Source organism: Acidisoma sibiricum, assembly GCF_057837225.1.
The window spans coordinates 2,726,677-2,742,246 of record NZ_CM174445.1 but is presented as its reverse complement, the minus strand read 5'-3'; the positions used below and the strand labels follow the sequence as shown (position 1 = coordinate 2,742,246).

12 protein-coding genes are annotated in these 15,570 nt (G+C 65.5%); 7 read left to right on the top strand and 5 right to left on the bottom strand.

All coding sequences use genetic code 11. The features are described from left to right. Window positions 1-23: 23 nt before the first annotated feature. Window positions 24-1,046, top strand: a complete 1,023-nt coding sequence (locus AC3G7M_RS13095) for an acyltransferase family protein (RefSeq protein ID WP_489212490.1) — start codon at window positions 24-26, stop codon at window positions 1,044-1,046. On the opposite strand, the gene AC3G7M_RS13090 is transcribed toward AC3G7M_RS13095, so the two are convergent. Continuing rightward, entirely contained in the window at window positions 1,031-3,166 is a 2,136-nt protein-coding gene (locus AC3G7M_RS13090) for a GumC family protein (protein WP_489212489.1), read from the bottom strand. The two genes, AC3G7M_RS13095 and AC3G7M_RS13090, sit on opposite strands and share 16 nt — an antisense overlap. A 105-nt stretch (window positions 3,167-3,271) precedes the next feature. Here AC3G7M_RS13090 and AC3G7M_RS13085 point away from each other — a divergent pair, with 105 nt between their 5' ends. After that, window positions 3,272-3,841, top strand: a complete 570-nt coding sequence (locus AC3G7M_RS13085) for a polysaccharide biosynthesis/export family protein (RefSeq protein ID WP_489212488.1) — start codon at window positions 3,272-3,274, stop codon at window positions 3,839-3,841. Then, window positions 3,841-4,716: a penicillin-insensitive murein endopeptidase gene (locus tag AC3G7M_RS13080; protein ID WP_489212487.1), complete on the top strand. Its 876-nt coding sequence runs from the start codon at window positions 3,841-3,843 to the stop codon at window positions 4,714-4,716. The genes AC3G7M_RS13085 and AC3G7M_RS13080 overlap by 1 nt, the downstream gene beginning before the upstream one ends. Before the next feature lie 150 nt (window positions 4,717-4,866). On the opposite strand, the gene AC3G7M_RS13075 is transcribed toward AC3G7M_RS13080, so the two are convergent. From AC3G7M_RS13075 to AC3G7M_RS13065, 3 genes are all read right to left on the bottom strand, one after another. Then, window positions 4,867-5,850: a sterol desaturase family protein gene (locus AC3G7M_RS13075; protein ID WP_489212486.1), complete on the bottom strand. Its 984-nt coding sequence runs from the start codon at window positions 5,848-5,850 to the stop codon at window positions 4,867-4,869. Between the two features lie 14 nt (window positions 5,851-5,864). Beyond that, window positions 5,865-6,842, bottom strand: coding sequence for a YncE family protein (locus tag AC3G7M_RS13070; RefSeq protein ID WP_489212485.1), 978 nt, complete (start codon window positions 6,840-6,842; stop codon window positions 5,865-5,867). 157 nt (window positions 6,843-6,999) lie between these two features. Next, window positions 7,000-8,502 carry a chloride channel protein gene (locus tag AC3G7M_RS13065; RefSeq protein WP_489212483.1) on the bottom strand — a complete coding sequence of 501 codons (1,503 nt, stop codon included), beginning with the start codon at window positions 8,500-8,502 and terminating at the stop codon, window positions 7,000-7,002. A gap of 338 nt (window positions 8,503-8,840) precedes the next feature. Here AC3G7M_RS13065 and AC3G7M_RS13060 point away from each other — a divergent pair, with 338 nt between their 5' ends. Both AC3G7M_RS13060 and AC3G7M_RS13055 read left to right on the top strand, forming a co-directional pair. After that, window positions 8,841-9,794, top strand: coding sequence for a GGDEF domain-containing protein (locus AC3G7M_RS13060; RefSeq protein WP_489212482.1), 954 nt, complete (start codon window positions 8,841-8,843; stop codon window positions 9,792-9,794). Between the two features lie 49 nt (window positions 9,795-9,843). Further along, on the top strand, window positions 9,844-10,065 hold the full coding sequence (locus AC3G7M_RS13055; protein WP_489212480.1) for a hypothetical protein: 222 nt from the start codon (window positions 9,844-9,846) through the stop codon (window positions 10,063-10,065). 13 nt (window positions 10,066-10,078) lie between these two features. Here the strand turns inward: AC3G7M_RS13055 and AC3G7M_RS13050 are convergent, their stop codons facing one another. Then, on the bottom strand, window positions 10,079-10,987 hold the full coding sequence (locus AC3G7M_RS13050; protein ID WP_489212478.1) for a LysR family transcriptional regulator ArgP: 909 nt from the start codon (window positions 10,985-10,987) through the stop codon (window positions 10,079-10,081). A 100-nt stretch (window positions 10,988-11,087) separates the two neighbouring features. Between AC3G7M_RS13050 and AC3G7M_RS13045 the strand changes: the two genes are divergently transcribed. After that, on the top strand, window positions 11,088-11,696 hold the full coding sequence (locus AC3G7M_RS13045) for a LysE/ArgO family amino acid transporter (protein ID WP_489212476.1): 609 nt from the start codon (window positions 11,088-11,090) through the stop codon (window positions 11,694-11,696). A gap of 108 nt (window positions 11,697-11,804) precedes the next feature. Then, window positions 11,805-15,440: a Hint domain-containing protein gene (locus AC3G7M_RS13040; RefSeq protein WP_489212475.1), complete on the top strand. Its 3,636-nt coding sequence runs from the start codon at window positions 11,805-11,807 to the stop codon at window positions 15,438-15,440. Window positions 15,441-15,570: the final 130 nt, after the last annotated feature.

Here is a 15,570-nt window from a genome sequence, read left to right as displayed (position 1 = left end):
TTCTATAACGATACTAATATTTGATGAATGAGATCAACTGGCGCCGCCGCGATATCGACCGTGGCAAGACTTTGGGCGTGCTGCTGGTGGTGCTCGGGCATTTGGTCGCGCGACAGGACCCGGCCGGGATGGCTTGGGGGGACGCCTGGTATGAGCCGCTGCGGGCGGCGCTCTACAGCTTTCATATCCCCTTTCTGTTCTATCTGAGCGGCTATGCCGCCGGCTGGTCGGGGGCGGCGAGCCTGCAGGGCGCTGCCTATCGCGCCATGCTGCGCCGACGCGCGGGGCACTGGCTGCTGCCGGCGCTGCTCTTCGGGCTGGCGGTCGTCCTCGGCAAGCTGGCGCTGCGTCCGTCTCTGCCGGTCGATCATCCGCCCGCGTCCCTTGCTGCCGGGCTGCTGTCTCTGGTCTGGCAGACCGATGACAGTCCGGCGCAATCGGTCTGGTATCTGGTCGTGCTCTTCGGTTTTTCGGCGCTGGTGCCGCTGCTGCGCCGGGTGACGGAGGGCCGTATTCTGCCGCTGCTTTTGCTGTCTCTGCCGCTGATGACGCTGCCGGTGCCGGCCGTACTCTATGCCGACCGCTTTTTGCTCAATCTTCCCTTCTATTTGGCCGGACTTCTGGCGGCCGCGGGTGACCGCCCGTGGTGCCGCTTTCTGGACCGCGCGCGCCGGGGCCTGATGCTTGTCTTTCTGGCGATGCTGCCGGTGCTGATGCTGCATGCGGGACTTTGGCCCAGGCCCGTCACCATGCTGGGCGCAAGCCTGGTCGCCATCCCGGCCCTGCACGCCATGGCGCGGCGGCTATGGCTGCCTGTGCTGCATCTGCTGGACCGGCTCGGCGGCCACGCTTTCGCGATCTATTTGCTCAACACGGTCTTCATCGGCCTCGCCAAGGCCATCCTTTTGCAGGTTCTGCCCTGGGATGCGGCCTGGTTTCCCGCCTTCGCGCCGGTACTGCTGGCGGCGGGCATTCTGGGGCCGGTCGCGGCCGCAGCCCTCTGGCGGGAATTGAGAGCGGGCGCGCGATTTCAGCGCCGCGCATAGGCGGCATAGGGACGCGCGGCCATTTCCGCTTCCGGGAAGCCACGCAGCGCGCGGGCCGAAGGATCGAGCTGCGTCATCACGGCCGCCATCGGCCGGCCGCTCGGCAGCGTCAGCAGCCGCCGCGCGTGGGCGGCCAGACGGCGCGGCGTCTGGCGCCAGTGCAGGCAGAACAGCACCGCATCCGCGCGGTCGGCCAGCAGCAGCGCATCCGCGCTCGCCAGAACCGGCGGCGCATCGACAATGATGAGGTCGAAATCCCGCCGCCAGGCTTCACGCGCCAGCAGCCCGTGCAAAGCGGTCAGCGGCACGCTGCGCTGACGGTCCCCGGCGGCCAGAAAGGCACAGCCGGACAGATCGTCCCGCAGCAGACTAGGCGCAGTCTCAGCCTCGTGGCTGCAGAGTTCGGCCAGACCGGCGGCCGTTTCAGCCCCCATCATACGGCTCAGATTCGGGCGCGCGCGATCACCGTCGATCAGCAGCACGCGCTCGCCCATCATCGCCGCGCGCCGCGCCAGCGCCAAAGCGAGGGTGGACTTGCCCTCCCCCGGACGGCTGGAGGTGACCGTCAGGATGCGCGGATCGCCCAGCGTGAAGCGCAGGCGCCCGCGCAGGCTGTCGATCTGGCGCGCGGCCAGGCTGCCCTCCGCAATCAGCGCGCGGCCCACGTCCCGGCGCGCCCGCCCTTTAATCAGCGGCACCGTGCCGGCTACGGGCAGCATCAGCGCCGCCCGCACCTCGGCCTCCGTCCGCAATCCGATCCTTGCCGCCTCGCGCAGCCAGGCGAGCCCCGCCCCCATGACCACGCCCGCCAAAGCGGCTGCCGCCATCAGCAGCGTCACCTTCGGCGATGAGGGCGACAGCGGCACCTCAGCGCGCGAGAGAATGCGCGCATCCGGTGTCTGGATGGCCGCCTGTTGCGCCGTCTGGTCCATCTGGGCGAGCAGCGTCTGGCGCAATGTCCGCGTGGCATCGGCATCCTGCTGCATGGCGGCAAGCGGTCCCTCGGCAGCCGCTTCGGCGACGCCCTGGGCTTTGAGCAGAAGCAGACTTTGCCGCAGGCTGGCGAGACGGGCCAAGGCCGCATCGGCATTTCCGGCGACGTCCTCATGCACGGCCGCCATTTCAGCCCCCGTAGCGGCTTCCAGCGTGGCCAGCTGTTCCCGCAAGGCCCGCACCTGGGGATGATTGGGGCCCAGATGCGTGCGCGCGGCATCAAGCGCCGCCTGGACCTGGGCTTCGGCCAGGCGCATGGCGACGACGTTCTGCGCAATCCCGGCCGCACTGCCGCCGCTGGCATTCTGCTGTGCCTCTGCCCCGGCCAGGTCGTTCTCCGCCTTCATCAGTTCCGCGCCGAGAGCGGACATCTGCTCGGTGCCGATGCGCGCCTGCACGCCCTGGGTCAGGCCATGCTGGGCGCGGTAGCGGGCGATCGCCGCTTCCTGCGCCAGCAGCTTGGTGTCCAAGGCATCGGCGCGGGCCTGCATCCAGGCATCGGCCGCATGCAGCGCCTGGGTTTTGGTGGCCAGCTGATCGGCCAGATAAAGATCGAGGATGCCATTGACGGCCGCCGCCGCCACAGCAGGCTCGCGCGCCGTGAAGGATACGGCGAAGACGCGGGAGGCATCGACCGGCACCACGCTGATCGCCTTCATCACGGCGGCATCGACCGCCCGCGACGCTTCGGCTTCGGGCAGGCTGCGGCGGGGCCGGAAGCCCGGCTGAGCGCCCAGGTCAAGCGCCTGCGCCATGCGATGCGCAATGCTGCCGCTGGCCAGGATCGCGGCCTGGCTCGCGACGACGGTATCGGTGGTGGGGTCGGTCTTGATGATGCTTTGCAGCACATCGGGGGCGTAGCTCGCGGGGTCGTACAGGACAGTACCGGTGGCGGTGTACAGCACCGGCATGCGGCTGATGGCCAGACCCGCGACGGCAGGCACCAGCATCACGGGCAGAAGAATGGCCCAGACCTGACGGGCCAGCAAGCCGAGCAGCTGGTCGAACGCCGCGCCATAGCCGCTTGCGCCAGGAGCTTCGGCGGTCTGCCGCGCGGTCGCGTTGGCATCAGCGCCCTCGCCCCAGCCCCGTCCGAAATAGAGGCGGCCGTCTGCGTCGTCCAGCACGCGGCCTCTCCTTCATGAAATTCGATGCTAGTCAGCAACATATACCAAAATGGGAGAATTTGTTAATAGAACGTTTCAAAAATTCCCAGCGCATTGGAGAGTGGCATGGGTCACACAGCCTGGCGGCACGGTGCGTTTCTGGCCCTCGTCCTGCTGAGCGGCTGCGCCCCTCCAGGCAGCGCCCTGCCGCCTTTGCCGCCGCCCGCCCAGACCGGCACCTATCACCTCGGCCCGGGAGACCGCGTCCGCGTCATCGTCTATGGCGACAAGGAGTTGAGTGACGTCTTTGCGATCGGCGATGATGGCGTCATTTCGCTGCCGCTGGCAGGCGACGTCCGGGCAAGCGGCCTGACCGCCGACCGGCTCGCGCAGCGGATCGCGGGACAATTGTCCAAAAACGGCATGATGCAGGACCCCTCCGTCGCGGTGGAGGTCGCGACCTATCGGCCGATCTTCATTCTGGGCGAGGTCGCGCGGCCGGGCCAGTATCCCTATGAGCCGGATATGACCGTGATCGCGGCGGTGTCATTGGCGGGCGGCTATACCTACCGGGCGGTCAAAGGGTATGAGGCGGTGGTCAGGACCAATGGGCACAGCACCCAGCAAGGCCTGACCCAGCCGGAAGATCGCCTGGCCCCAGGCGACGTCATCACCATTTTTGACCGGGTATTCTGATGCGTCTTGCCTGGGCTTTTCTGCCCCTTGCGGCCCTTCTTCTGAGCGTTCCGCGTCCCGCTGTGGCGGCGAGCGGGCTGGACGCGGCGCTCGGCCCGGTGCCGGGGCCTTTGCACATCATCGGCGCCAGCACGGGCTGCATCGCCGGCGCCCGGCAATTGCCCGCCGCGGGGCCGGGTTTTGAGACGATCCGGGCGCCGATCAGCAGTTTCTGGGGCGCGCCGGTCACGCTTCGCGGTGTCGAAACCCTCGCTGGCGAGGCGCGCGCCGCCGGCCTGCCGGAGCTGTATATCGGCGATCTGTCGGGTCCGCGCGGCGGACCGCTGTCGGGCGGTCATGTCGCCCATCAGCGCGGGCTGGATGTCGATATCTATCTGGATACCCAGCCTAAGCCCAATCTGAGTGCCGCAGCGCTCAACCGGCTGGCGCCCCCGCCCATCGTCCCCTCTGGCGCGAGCCAGGTCGATCCTCGGCAATGGTCGGCGGAGACGGTAACGCTGATCCATCTGGCGGCCGGCCTGCCCGGCCTCGACCGTCTTCTGGTCAATCCCGTCATCAAGCGCCAGCTGTGCCAGAGCGTGACCGGTAACCGGTCCTGGCTGCATAAGGTGCGGCCCTGGTGGGGCCATCGCGGCCATATGCATCTGCATTTCGCCTGCCCCGCCGGTCAGCGGGACTGCGTCGATCAGGCGCCGATCCCGGCCGGAGACGGCTGTGACGCCAGCCTCGCCTGGTGGTTCGCGCCCGACGGCACGGTCAATCCGCCGCCGCCTTCCCCACCCGGCGCCAGACCGCCGGTGCTGCCCGCCGCCTGTGCGGCAATCCTCGGCCCGGTCGGTGCGGCCGCGCCGCCGCCAGGGGCGGAAGCTGATTGAATCGACCATTCAACACCGTCATACCCGCGCAAGCGGGTATCTTCTGCGGGCGCGGTGCATACTCGGTGAGGTGTCCCTGCGACAGTCAAGAAGATGCCCACTTTCGTGGGCATGACGGGTTAGACTGTTTCAACCGAAGGCTGACAGAATCTAGGAAACGCTGGCCTTCATGCGGGCCTTGGCTTTGCTCGCACGTCCTTTTTTCAGCATGGTCCAGAAATACTGCAGCCCGCTGACCTGTTGCGCGACATAGCCGCCGGTCGCCATGGCTTCCGGGGCGTGCCGGTCGCCGGTGGCGGGGAATTCGTTGGTGAAATCGGCCGTGCGGAAGATCATGTCCCAGATGGGAAAGACCGCGCCGTAATTGCAGGAGACCCGGCCTGCCGCGCGCAGCCCGTGATGGATACGGTGAAAGCGCGGTGAGACCAGTACCCGGTCGCCCAGCCAGCCGAAGGAGATGCGGGCATTGGCATGGCTCAGGCTTTCGACGATGCGCATGAACATCATCAGCAGCGGGAATTGCAGCGGCGGAATGCCGATGGCGAGGCCGATGACGGCGAACCACAGGCCGGAGATGAGATCGTCCAGCAGATGGTTGCGGTCATCCGACCAGAAGCTCATCTGCCGCTGGGCGTGATGCAACGCATGCAGCGCGTACCAGCCGCGGAAGGTGTGCGACAGGCGGTGCCGCCAGTAATCGGCGCAATCCAGGATCAGCGCATAGACGAAGAAGGTCAGAATGGGATGACCGAGCAAGCCGGGAATCACCGTCTCCAGCATCGGCGGAATATAGCCCTGCTCGACGACGAAGCCGTTCACGGCGACCTGGAGCTGGTAGAAGACGAGGAAGCTGAAGATGGGCAGCACGCCGACCCGCGAGATCAGCGTGTAGAAAACGTCCGTCATCACCGCCTTGCGGGATGGCCATTTTTCGATCGGAAACAGCGCTTCCAGCGGCCAGCAGATGGCATAGGTCACCACGACGGCAAAGAATCCGTAGACGCAGACAAGCATCCAGTCGAAGGACAGTTCCTCCCACTGCATCCAGCCGAAGTGGTACAGGATCGGCAGGATCAGCGTCTGGTCGATCCAGCCGGCGATCGTGCTGAAGAAACGGTCAAGCGGTGAAAACATGCTGACCCGCGCCCCTAGAGTTTTTCCGCTGTGACCAGGCCCGGCCGGTCCATCATGGTATTGAGGAAAATGCCATGCGGGGAACGGCCGACGTCGATTGTCTCGTAATGGCCCGAAACCGGGTCCATCACCGCGACCTTTTCATGAAAGCGCAGCGCAATCCACAGCTTGCCGTCGGGTGCGACCGCAATATCGTCCGGTCCTGCGGCCTGGAAGGGATAGACGCGGCGGATCGCCATGGTGGTGGGGTCAAGCGCCGCCAGCGACCCGCCAACGCGGTTGCTGACATAGATGGTCTGGCGATCGGGCGTCAGGAAGATGTTATGCGGACCGACGCCACCCGTCGGGATCTGCCGCAGCACCTGGCCCGAAACCGGGTCGACTTCGGCCACGTAACTGTCGCCCATGACGCAGCAATAGACATGGCCTTTGTGCCACATCACCCCGGCCGGCGTGCTGCCAACCTTGGCCTTCCAGCGCGGCGTCATGGTGGTGAGATCGATCGAGACCAGCGTCCCCGATTCCTGCATGGAATTGAAGCTCCAGCGTGAATCGGGCGAGAAATCGAGATGGCTCGGCATGCCGCCGACCTTGAAGCGCTTGACCAGTTTCAGGGTCGCGCCGTCATAGACATCGACGAAATTGAGACGCAGCGCATTGGCGACGAAATAGCGCTCATCCGGCGTGTAGCCGATCTGATAGGGGTCGGCCATGACACGATGGCCCAGCGGCGCGCCGGTCACCGGGTCCATGATGAACAGCGCGTTGCCGCCGGCGTCCGCGATGTAAAGCTTGCTGCGGTCGGGCGACAGCGCCCAGTGGCTGGGCTCGCGCAGCGTCGGCACCGTCTGCAAAACCTGGTGCGTCGTCATGTCGATGACGGCGACGGAGGCCTCCCCCGAATTCATCACGATGGCCAGCGGCTTGCGGGCGTCGGCCGCAGCCACCCGCGGCAAAAGCGACACGGCGGCGCCACCCAGCGCAAGCGCCATTACGCTGCGCCGGCCAGGACTGAGGCGCCCAGCGTGTTCTGACAGAGCCGGTAGCGAAAGATCAGGTGTCATGCGTGTCATTCAGTCAGTGGCCGCTGCGGTGCAGGGTATGGGTGGGACGGCAGACCTCAGTCACAGCCGCGGGTCTCGGCATCCGTCATAGCTGCTTCACCTGAGGCAGCGTTTTGATCTGGGTCATGCCGTCCTCATTTAGCACATCGCGTCTGAATAGACAGCGCCGCAGGCTGCCGCCCAGCCCGTGGGGCAGCCGGGTCAGGCCCTCGCGCACGGCCATGGCTCCGGCGGTCGCCGCAATCATCGGCACCAAAAAGTCCTGGCCCGCACGGGTGAATTCCATCAGCAGCAGAATGGCCGTCACCGGCATGCGCATGGAGACGGCGAGAAAGCCGGTGGCGCCGACGATCACAAAAGCGCCAAGCGGAATGCCGCTGTGGACGATCGTGTTCCACAACGCGCCCAGGGGCACGGAGATCAGGGCACCGATCGCCAGGCTTGGCGTCAGCAAACCGCCCTCGGCGCCGGCGGCGAGAACGGCCAGGGTTGCGATCAGCTTGACGGCCAGCATGAGGACAGCGGCTCCGGGATTTTCCGCGCCACTCAGCGCGAGCTGGATCGGGCCGCGGCCATTGCCGGGCAGCTGCGGCAGAAAGGCGGCGAAGAGGCCGACCAGGGCAAAGGCCGCCAGCGCATAAGGAATGAGCCGCGCATTCTTGGGCGCCCGGCCGCGCGCCCAGGCGGTCATCTCGCTATAGCCAAAGGCGGTGAGGCCCGCGATGGGGCCCATCAGGCAGGCCCAGATCATCAGGCCCGCACTCACCGGATAATGTGGAAAGTCATACTGCCAATTATCACCAAGCCCGATCCAGGCGATGACGGTGCCGATGACCGATGTCGCCAGCGCCACGATGATGACGCCCGGCCGCATGGTGCGCAGCAGCACTTCGAGCACGAAAGCGGCCCCCGACAGCGGCACGTTATAGACGGCGGCCAGCCCCGCACCGGCGCCGCAGGCCACCATCAGCCGCGTTTCCGCGATATTCAGGCCGAGCCGCCGACAGCACCAGCCGGCCAGCATGGCACCGATTTCACGGGGCGCCACTTCGCGCCCCAGCGGCGAGCCGAGGGCGACTGTCACGATCTGCAGCAGCGCATGGGCGGTCGTGCTGCCGAGCGGCATAATGGGCGCCGTTCCCGTCTTGGTCGTCTCCGTCACCGCTTTCTTGATGCTGACCAGGGGCCGTCCGAGATGATAAACCGCCCACCAGCCGAAACCGGCGATCACGCCAGCGCCCACCAGCACCGGAAAGCGGCGCCAGGGCGGCGCGGCCGTAACCCCCGCCAGAAAGCTCTCGTCGCCGATCACCGTCTGCAGGCTATAGCCATAGGCGATGTGCTGGATGAGATGGAGCAGAAGCGCCATTCCCATGCCGCCGATGCCACCCGCCACACCGGTCAGCAGCGTCACCAGGATCAGGCGTGGCAGCGAAGTCGGGATCAGGCCCGGTAGCGGCGCTTCTATGCGCGGCTCGTCAGCCGCGGCGCGGCGCAGCCCGACATCATGCGGAATGTCCCGATCGGTATCGGTGGCGGGATGGCGGGGCCCCGCTGTCGCATCCGCCGACAGGCTATCGTCAGACACGCGCGCGTCCCCTTCTGCGGCACAGGTCCAAGGGCAAACCCCCGCCCCCTCTGGGCCGGACAGGCTAGAGGGAGGCACGGGGATTGCCAATCACGCGATGCGGGCCCCGCGATCGGACGTCGCGAAGGGCTTCACCCGGGCCCCGCCTTGCTTGATTTTGCATGGCCTAGCACGCATGATCGAAATTCAACGTTACGAAGCACGATCATAGCGCGCAAACTGGGCGGGCCGTCATTGTTACTACGTCTTTTGATATCAGCGGTTGCAACCCTTCTGCCTTGGCCCGCGCAGCAACAATCGGCTTACGGAAGCGGCCATTCGTTGCTAATTCAACACTGATGCCACTTCGCAAAGTCGCGCTCGCGCTGGCCGAGAGACACCTGCAGCAGGATGCTGTGGCGGCGCCCCGGCCGATCGACATCGGTGTCACAATTACCGATGTTCTGGATTTGCTTCCCATGGGCGTGCAGATCGATGATCTCGATCACAGAACCATCTACGTCAATGACAGGTTCACGCAGATGCTGGGCTATAGCCTGGCCGATATTGCCGACCTGGAGGACTGGTTCCGTCTCGCCTATCCCGATCCCGTCGCGCGGGACCTGATCCGGCAGGACTGGCAGGCGATACTGGCCCATGCGGAGTCAACCCAGACCGAGATACCGGTGATCGAGCGGACGCTGACGTGCAAGAACGGCGAGACGAAGGTCATGGAGTTCCATGTTCGCCGTATCGGCAGCTTCTACATCTACCTCAATACCGACATTTCAGCCCGCCACCACATGGCAGCCGAACTCCGTCGCCTCGCTTATACGGATTCATTGACCAGTGTCTCCAACCGCCGCCATTTCTTTGAAATCGGTGAAACGTTGCTTGCCATGCGCGATCAACCCCTGGTCGCTCTGATGTTCGACCTCGACCATTTCAAGGCGCTGAACGACCGCCACGGCCACCGTATCGGCGACGAGGTTCTGGCCGAAGTCGCGGCGCGCTGCCGTGCTACCCTGGATGACGCCTGGCCGATCGCCCGGCTCGGCGGGGAGGAGTTCGGCGTCTTGCTGCCCCGCTGCGACCGGGCTGGAGCGGCGCGCGTGGCAGAGCGGCTGCGCCACGCCGTGGCCGGCTCGCCCGTGCTGTTTCCATCCTGCACCGTCGAGGTCAGCATCAGTATCGGCGGCGCCTGCGCCGCACCGGGTGAAACTCAGATCGACATGCTGATGAGCCGGGCCGACCACGCGCTCTATGCCGCAAAACGCGCGGGACGCAATCAGACCCGCTTTGCGGAGGATTGAGCCCAGGGCCGCCCTATGCCCGATCGCGGTGACGCGCTAGATTGGTCCCATGTCAGAATCAGATAAGCCACTGCGCGAGCAGATCGATGATGCAATGACGGTGATCCGTCACCAGATCGCGCGACTGCGCGAGGGACCGACCATGGGCGAGGCGTCCAACGACGTCACCCTGATCGCGGAGCTGGAAGCGGAATACCTGGCGCTCAAAGACGCACGCACCGGTTTGGGACCGCATGATCGCGCGGCCGATGAGCTGGACGGCGAGACCTGACCAGCTCGGGTTATCACTCCGGGACTGCCATCAATCGTTTGCGTGCCGCCGCCGTCACCGCCCGCGTCAATGGCGCGATGAGGTCGGCGGCCAAGCGATTGACCTGCCAGTAGAGTGGCACATCCAGAGGGCGCGCGGGGAGAAGATCGACCAGCCGCCCGGCATCGACATGACTTTGGGCCAGCAAGACCGGGTTCATGCACCAGCCGATGCCAGCGAGACAGGCATCGAGAAAGGCATGGGTCGAGGGCAGGCAATGCGTCGGGCAATCGGGCGCCTGACCCAGGACCGCCTTCATCCAGGCGCTTTGCAGCGTGTCGTGCCGGTTATAGGTCAGCACCGGCGCCTGCACGAAAGCCGCCTCGCTCAGGCCTTGCGCGAAATGGCGGTCGGCAAAGTCAGGACTGGCATTGGCCATATAGCGCAGCGCGCCGAGCGGCACCCGCCTGCAGCCGGCAATCGGCGTCTCGCGGCTGGTCACGGCCGCGACCACCCGTCCATGCGCCAGCCAATCCGCCGTGCGGCCCTCCTCATCCACCGTCAGGTCCAGCAGCACGCCCGTTTCCCGCGTGTATGGGGCGGCAGCCTCCAGAAACCAGGTCGCCAGGCTGTCCGCATTGACCGCGATATGAAGCGTGACGCGCGGCGACGAGGCGTCATCGCCGGCCAGGCCGGGCAGGTGCTGCAGCAGGGCGCGCTCCAGCAGCCCGACCTGCTCCAGATGGCGGCACAGCCATTCGCCCTTTTCAGTCGCGATACAGGGCGTGCCGCGCTCGATCAGGAAAAAGCCCAGCCGGTCTTCCAGGTTCTTGACGCGCTGGGAGACCGCTGAGGGCGTGACATGCAGCAGCCGCGCCGCTTTTTCAAAGCTGCCGGTCTGCACCACGGCGCCGACGGCGCGCAGGCCGCCATAGTCGATCATGATTAGTTTCCCTTAACCCGATCAAGAAAGCTTAACTGGCCTGATGCTCGGGCGCCAGATTAAGCAGGCGCCACGCCCGATATCCCGAAAGCCCTGCGCCATGTCCCTCCCCGTATTTCTCACCGGCCTGTTCATGGGTCTCAGCCTCATCGTCGCCATCGGTGCGCAGAACGCCTTCGTCCTGCGCCAGGGGCTGCTCGGCCGTTTCGTCTGGCCGGTGACGCTGATTTGCGCGGCGTCGGACGCCGTGCTGATCGTGGTCGGTGTGCTCGCCTTCCGGCAGGTGGCCACAGCGCTGCCCGCCTTTGCCCCTGTGCTGCGCTATGGCGGCGCTGCCTTCCTGATCTGGTACGGGCTGCGTCGCCTGCTCTCCGCGATCCGCCGGCCGGGCGCGCTGGCAGCGGCCGAAGGGGCGGCGGCCACTCTGCCGCGCACGCTGCTGACCTGCCTCGGCCTTACCTGGCTGAACCCGCATGTCTATCTCGACACGGTGGTGCTGCTCGGCAGTATTGCCGCCCAGTTTCCGGGCGCGCGGGCCAGTTTCGCGGCGGGCGCGATGACCGCCTCCCTCGCCTTCTTCCTCGCCCTCGGCCATGGCGCGGCATGGCTGCGCCCGCTGCTCGCCCGGCCGCGCGTCTGGGCGATCGTGGAGCTGTTGATCGCATTGACCATGTGGATGACGGCCGGACGGCTGCTGCTGATGCGCTGAACGGGACCTTCGTCCGGCTATCGCAGGATAGCCTCTGTTCAACATTACGTTTTCGATAATATACGTTTTCGTGAGCGGCGCTACGCCGGTGCAAACGGAGACTCCCTTATGACGGATCGTCTGTTCCAGGGTAGCTTGTCCGACTGGTTTCAGCCCGCAAGCTGGACCCCCTCGGGCGTCCCGGAAGCGGGCGACACCATGACCGTCACGTCCGGCACGGCCAGCATCACAGCCGCCGACGTGATGAACAACCCAACCATCGATGGCGAGCAGCTCTGGATCGGGTCGAGCGACAGCGCATCCCCGGCGGGCTTGTCGGCCGATGGTGCGACCTTCGGCCCTGGCTTTACCATCGGCAGCACAGGCGACGGCTATGCCGCGCTCAGCTTTGCAGACTCCGTCACCTATGCGGGCGAAATGGACTTCGCGACCGCGCAAGGGTCTGTCTCCCTTGGCCTCGACACGCTGGATCTCACCGGCACGATCGCGGTCGGCAATGGTGATAGCCTCGCCCTGTCGGGCGGCACGCTCGATCTTGCGGGCGCCATGTCGGTGTCAGACGGCTTGCTCTCAACAGGCACCACCAGCCTGACCGGTAGTGGCACGATCACGGTCGGCAATGGCGGCACGGTCGCGATCGACGGCGCGGTGGCGGGCGCGACACTGGCCTTCACGGGCAGCAGCGGCACGATCGATCTGCAGGACCCGCTGAACTTCGACGGCACCATCACGGGCTTCGTCACCGGCGACACGATCGATCTGGTCGACTCGCCCGCCTATTCATGGACCTATAATGCGACGACCGGCATCCTCGCCGTCTATGGCGGTAATGGCAGCCACACGAACCCGCTGGTCGCGCAATTCGCCCTGGCCAGCAACACGTCCCTGTCGACCCTGCAGATCTTCGTCGGCAGTGACGGCCATGGCGGCTCGCTGATCCTGCTCGCGACCCCGCGCACCTGGGCTGGTGGCTCAGGCGATTGGTATGACAGCAGCAACTGGACAACGAGCGACACGCTGGTGGCCAATTCCTATCCGCTGCTGGGCGATACCGCGATCGTCTCGGCCGGTACCGCGATCATTTCGGCTGCCGATTTCACGACCTACGGCACGCTGAATGACGAGACCGTTCTGCTCAGCGGCAATAATGCCAGTCTGGACTTCATCCAGGGGGCGCTGGGGTCAGACCTCACCCTCTCTGCCGCTGCCTACCAGACGGTGACGACGATTGCCATCGGCGGCTCGGTCAGCGCGCAAGGCACGATCAACGTCACCGGCGCGGGCTCGACGCTCAATATCGCGGTCGCACCCGACGGCACCATCGCCGGCGATCTCGCGATCGGTCTCGATGGCAGCATCGTCATTGGCTCGGAATCCGCGCTGGACCTCGCGTCGGGCCGTGTCACCAATGACGGACAGATCCTCGATAGCGGCGCCATGACCATCGCCGCCGGCGCCACTTTGGACGGCTCCGGCGTCATTGACATGGAAGATACCGGCCTCACCCTGACGGTCGCCGGAACCGTGGGGGCCGCCCAGCAGGTCGCCATGTCCTATGACAAACTGATCATCGCCCGGGGGGCAAGTTTCGCGGGCGTCATTGAGGACTTTACCAACGGAACCACCATCGACCTGCAGGGCATCACCGCCGACTACGTGAACTATGACACGGCAACCAGCCAGCTGATCGTCAGAGACGGCGGCGTGAATGGCGCGATTGTGGCGAGCCTGACGGTCGACGGCAATTATGGACCGGACGACTTCGCGCTGCAGTCGGACGGCAATGGCGGCGTCTTGGTCACCGATACCATTACGGAACCGACGCGGACCTTCTACGCAACCTTGCCGGAGCCCGCCGTTCTGCAACCCGGACAGACGATCATTCTGGCCGACCTGCTGGTGCAGGCCTTCGGCACCGCCGCTCTCTCGCTTCCCAATGTCGCCATCTCTTCGCAGAGCGCCGCCGACATGGGATATTTTTCCTATTGGGACCCGAGCGACCCGTCCCTGCCCTATTGGACGCTGAACGGAACCGTCGTCACCCCGGACAACCTCCAGACGATCCCCGCGAGTAAATTCGCCGATGTCGACTATGTCGCGGGCAATGCCATTCAGGCCAATGCCGAAATTCAGGTTCCGATCGCCATCAGTGGCGGAAACAGTAGTGGCTATACGCAATATTACATCCAGAATTTCGGCTCAGCCTTCGCGCAGCCGAGCCTGGATAGTGGCGCGCCGACGCCGCAGGACGTGGTCAACGCGGCCTCTGCCTTCGCGGCCGCCTATACCGGCGTCGCCAATACCGAGGATTGCTGGAACATCGCCTGTGAGGTGGCTGCCGCCGCGGGTGCCACCATGCCACGCAATTCTTATAGCACAGATCCCGAGCACAACGTTGCCGGCGGCTTCTGGCGCATCGCCTATGCGGCCCCGCAGACCGATGCCGCCATCTCCAACTGGTCTACGCTTGTGCAGGCCGGTGATATTCTGCGCATCGGCTGGGCCAACGGTGGGCCGCATTCCTTCACCATCGTCGCCCCTCTGAACCAGGCCGGGTCGATCACTGTCTTCGACAATATCTACGAGGCTGACGGCTACGAGGCGATCGGCATTCATCAGGCCAATTACTGGACGACGACCAATCCAAACGACATCACCATCTACCGCCTCGATCCCAACAGCCTCTATCTGGTCGATACGACGGAGGGAAACGGCACGCTGGTGCAGAACCTGCCGAGTGCGAGCACCTTAGGCACCAGTTTCAATGACCTGATCATCCCCGCCGGCCCGGACGGCACCATCTCCTGCGGCGGCGGCACGGATACGATCGCTGATACCTCAACCATCCTGAATGGCGCCACGATCCAGGGTTTTGGCCTCGGCGATACGCTCGACTTTACGGATCTCGTCTATAGCGCCACGTCAATCTCCTACGATGCGGCCACCGGCGCCTGCGACGTCACCTCAGGCGGCACGCTGGCTGCGGCCCTGGTCCTGCCCACAGGGCTTTCCGGCACGTTTGACATTAACAACGACGGCGGCAGCGCCGGCCTGGACGGCGATACCCTCGGCACCATCTATTCCAGCCTGTTTACTGGGCAGACCGCAGAAGGCACCGCCATCACCTTCGTCACCTGCTTTGCAGAAGGCACGCGCATGAAGACGCGGCACGGCGATGTGCGGGTGGAGGATCTAGCCATCGGCGACCTTGTCATCTGCGCTGATGGGACAGCCCAGCCGATCGTCTGGATCGGCCAGCGCGCGGTGAATGTGCGGAAGCACCCCGAGCCCGCGAAAGTGCTGCCGGTGCGCATCGCGCCCGGTGCCTTTGGTCCCGGCCTGCCGGCGCGGCCGCTGTTTCTCTCCCCGGATCACGCGATCTTCGCGGAAGGCGTGCTCATCCCGGTGCGTTACCTGGTCAACGGCACCACTGTCCGGCAGCAATCCGTTTCGCGCTGTCCGCGCGTCACCTATTTCCATATCGAACTGCCGGAGCACAATGTGATCCTGGCGGAAGACCTGCCGGTCGAAAGCTATCTCGATACCGGCAATCGCCACAGTTTCAGCAATGGTGGCGGGCTGGTCAGCCTCTTCCCGGATTTCTCGCCACTCATCTGGGACGCGAAGGGCTATGCGCCGCTCGTCGTCACCGGCCCCGCGGTCGATCGCGTCCGCGCGCGGTTGTCCCGACGTAAGTTGCGCAGGACGCCACCACGGGCCGAACGTCTGTCAGGGACGTGCTAGACTCTGTCGGCCTGTGGCTGAAGTGGTTGCTCCGTCACACCCGCGCAAGCGGGTATCTTCTTGCCCGTAACAAGCGGTACTTCGTCGGGAATGGCGCCGCGCTGTCAGAAGATGCCCGCGTTTGCGGACA

Excerpts from the sequence above, each read along its gene's own strand:
- AC3G7M_RS13060 (WP_489212482.1), top strand. The coding sequence starts at position 8,841 with ATGCCACTTCGCAAAGTCGCGCTCGCGCTGGCCGAGAGACACCTGCAG.
- AC3G7M_RS13095 (WP_489212490.1), top strand. The coding sequence starts at position 24 with ATGAATGAGATCAACTGGCGCCGCCGCGATATCGACCGTGGCAAGACT.
- AC3G7M_RS13055 (WP_489212480.1), top strand. The coding sequence starts at position 9,844 with ATGTCAGAATCAGATAAGCCACTGCGCGAGCAGATCGATGATGCAATG.
- AC3G7M_RS13085 (WP_489212488.1), top strand. The coding sequence starts at position 3,272 with ATGGGTCACACAGCCTGGCGGCACGGTGCGTTTCTGGCCCTCGTCCTG.
- AC3G7M_RS13075 (WP_489212486.1), bottom strand. The coding sequence starts at position 5,850 with ATGTTTTCACCGCTTGACCGTTTCTTCAGCACGATCGCCGGCTGGATC.
- AC3G7M_RS13040 (WP_489212475.1), top strand. The coding sequence starts at position 11,805 with ATGACGGATCGTCTGTTCCAGGGTAGCTTGTCCGACTGGTTTCAGCCC.
- AC3G7M_RS13050 (WP_489212478.1), bottom strand. The coding sequence starts at position 10,987 with ATGATCGACTATGGCGGCCTGCGCGCCGTCGGCGCCGTGGTGCAGACC.
- AC3G7M_RS13045 (WP_489212476.1), top strand. The coding sequence starts at position 11,088 with ATGTCCCTCCCCGTATTTCTCACCGGCCTGTTCATGGGTCTCAGCCTC.
- AC3G7M_RS13080 (WP_489212487.1), top strand. The coding sequence starts at position 3,841 with ATGCGTCTTGCCTGGGCTTTTCTGCCCCTTGCGGCCCTTCTTCTGAGC.
- AC3G7M_RS13070 (WP_489212485.1), bottom strand. The coding sequence starts at position 6,842 with ATGGCGCTTGCGCTGGGTGGCGCCGCCGTGTCGCTTTTGCCGCGGGTG.